This window comes from Bradyrhizobium sp. UFLA05-89, assembly GCF_059803475.1.
In genome coordinates, this window is sequence record NZ_JBANBA010000246.1 from 1 (window position 1) to 2271 (window position 2271).

Genomic DNA, 2271 nt, shown 5'->3' on the forward strand with positions numbered 1-2271 from the left:
GGTAGAGTAGGCGCGCAGCGCCATACCGCCTCACGGCGGCTGGTTTCTGCACGCCTCTCGCCGAACCGGACGTGCCAGTTTCCCGGCATCCGGCTCTCCATGCGCGACTTACGTCGCGGGTGTCGTCAATCCGGCGAGGCGGTTGAGCGCGTTCCACGACGCTGCCACGTGTGTGCGGCCTCGCGGTTCAGGCGCGTCATCCCAGCCGTTCGTGATCATGATGCCTCGCCACGGATACGGCATGGTGCCGCCCGTGGCGAAGCTGCGAAGTCGCACGTGCCCCTCGCCCCAGACAAGCTTGCGCTCGTTTGTTTCGCTGGATACACGGTAGCAGCGCAGCGTCCGCCACGCCGCCTTGCGATGCTTCTTGCGCAGCCAGCGCAACACCCGGTTCGACAACCACCAGTCCAGCTTGCTGAACTCGCGTGAGGCTCCCGTGGCATGGCGGTAGTAGGTCCGCCAACCAAGGATGATCGGGTTGAGCTCTCGAATGAGCTGGGTCAGCGACTCTCCTGTTGGATAGGTCGTGATCCGAGCCTTGATCGCGTCTCGCAATCTCTGCACTTTCCCTTTCGGAATGTACAGATTCCCGACACGATGCCCGGTACGGAGCGCCGTCGTCTGGATGATGCGATAGCCGAGGAAGTCGAACCCTTCCGCGACACCGGTGATCAAGGTTTTCTCAAGGGATAGCTCCATGCGAAGCTCCCGCATGAGGAACGTCGCAAGTTTGTCGCGCTCGGCCATGGCCTCGTCCGCCGTGCCCGTAACCAGAATAACGAAGTCGTCCGCGTAGCGGGCGATCTGGAATGTCGGGCGTCCCCGTTTGCGGTCATAGTGCCGCCTGTCAGCAGCATTCTGCAGCCGTTCGCGGGGTCGTGGTGTCCATCGTCCGTATCGCTCGTCGAGGGACGTCAGATAGACGTTGGCCAAGAGCGGCGATAGGACACCGCCTTGCGGCGTGCCTGTGATAGGATGACGGACAGTGCCTTCGACCAAAATACCTGCTTTCAGGAACGCAAGTACGAGCCGCAGGACCTTGCGATCCCAGATGCGGCGGCGCACCTGCTCCATCAGCAGATGATGATCAATGGCGTCGAAACAGCCCTTGATGTCGCCTTCGATGACGAAGCGGACCGGTGATGGTCCGTGGATCGTCGGATGCAGATGTTTCTGCACCACCGCAAGCGCATCGTGGGTGCTTCGTCCACGCCGGAAGCCAAACGAAGTCGGATAGAAGTCCGCTTCGTAGATGGGCTCCAGAACGAGTTTCAAAGCCATTTGCACCAATCGATCTTTCAGCGTCGGGATGCCGAGCGGGCGGAATCGTCCCGGCTTGCCAGCCTTCGGAATCAACCGTTGGCGAACAAGTTCGGGCTTGTAGATTCCCGCGCGTAGCTCCTCGCGGATTTCCTCGAGAAACTGTGCTACCCCACCGGGCCGCTGTTCGATCTTGTGCCGCGTCATCCCGTCCGTGCCCGGCGTTTGGCTCCCCTTGTTGCGGGCGAGCCTCTGCCAAGCATGGCCGAGAGTGCGGCGATCACACACCAGATTGAACAAATCCGCGAACCCCTTCTCGGGGGCCGCGTTGCTCCACCTATACAGCTTGCGCTGCATGTCGAGGACAAACGCGATATTCACCGCGCCGGGCTTCATGCGCCCACCTCCTGCCGGCTTGCTGCACTCACTGTCTCCCTTTGCCATGTGGACGGCTTTCCCGCCCTCGGACTACTACGGAGACTCCGCCCCACGCGATGACATTCATCGGTCATCTCGATTATCTTCGACTTGGGAGTCGGAGAAATCATCGCGAGGTTCCCAGGTTCACTCAATGACCCCTTGTCCGTTGTAGGAGCCGACTCTACCCCGTGTGGATTCCGAGCTTTGGCCACCGCAGGCTGGGCCAAAACTTGGCGCGCGGTGATCCGCACGCCCCTGATCCGCGTCTCATCAGCGCGGATCGGCGCTCCACCGACCTTGCGGTCGTCCCACCCACTTCCGGTTTGGTGAGGTCCATGTTCTACCGGGGCTTCTACCATCGGTTCGGTTACCCTTTCCGTGACGGACACGCTCGCCGGACTGGCCAAGGGGCGGAAGTCCCCAGCCATCCGGCTTTGACGGGTTCTGCTGATGTATGGCTCGCCGGAGATACCCGGTTCACCTCACCCGTCAGCTTCACTCCCCGCGCCGCGGCACGTTGAGGGCAGGGTCTTCCACCCTGCGGGGGCATTGAATGCGCGTACCGGATCCCACCCAGTACTCCTGGCGCAC

1 protein-coding gene is annotated in these 2271 nt (G+C 61.9%); it reads right to left on the reverse strand.

From position 1 onward, the window contains the following. Positions 1–108 precede the first annotated feature (108 nt). A complete protein-coding gene (gene ltrA, locus SO139_RS46005) occupies positions 109–1656 on the reverse strand; it encodes a group II intron reverse transcriptase/maturase (RefSeq protein ID WP_498542133.1) in 1548 nt (515 codons plus the stop codon). Positions 1657–2271: the final 615 nt, after the last annotated feature.

Bases quoted from the DNA above. Each gene is read 5' to 3' on its own strand.
- ltrA (WP_498542133.1), bottom strand. From the start codon at position 1,656: ATGAAGCCCGGCGCGGTGAATATCGCGTTTGTCCTCGACATGCAGCGC.